The organism is Nostoc sp. PCC 9305, from assembly GCF_963920915.1.
GTDB lineage: Bacteria > Cyanobacteriota > Cyanobacteriia > Cyanobacteriales > Nostocaceae > Nostoc.
Window position 1 is genome coordinate 1 of sequence record NZ_CAWUDN010000299.1, and the last position, 260, is coordinate 260.

A 260-nucleotide genomic window follows, 5' to 3' on the forward strand; every position below is an offset into this window, starting at 1 on the left:
CTTCATGCGTAAACCAAGCAAGCGAACCAGCGACAACCGGTCTGCCGTCATCCTGGGCGCGGCAATTGTCTTCAGTGTGGCCAGCGCCTATTTCATCCACCGGAGCGGCGCCGTTGACGACGGCGCCATGGCGCGCGTGCTGCGGGCCGCTTCCGTTCCCCGGGAGTATCCCGCCGTCGAGATCACCGACGCCCGGACCGGGCCACGTTATCTGGCCACACCACGCTACTACCCGCCCGGCGGCGGGGCCGTGTCGCCCG

The 260-nt window shown here is 68.5% G+C and carries 1 protein-coding gene; it reads left to right on the forward strand.

Features of this window, described 5'->3' with window-relative positions; translation table 11 throughout:
* Nucleotides 1–260: hypothetical protein (locus ACM0OX_RS35825; protein WP_414519976.1), on the forward strand; the 260-nt coding region annotated here is incomplete at both ends.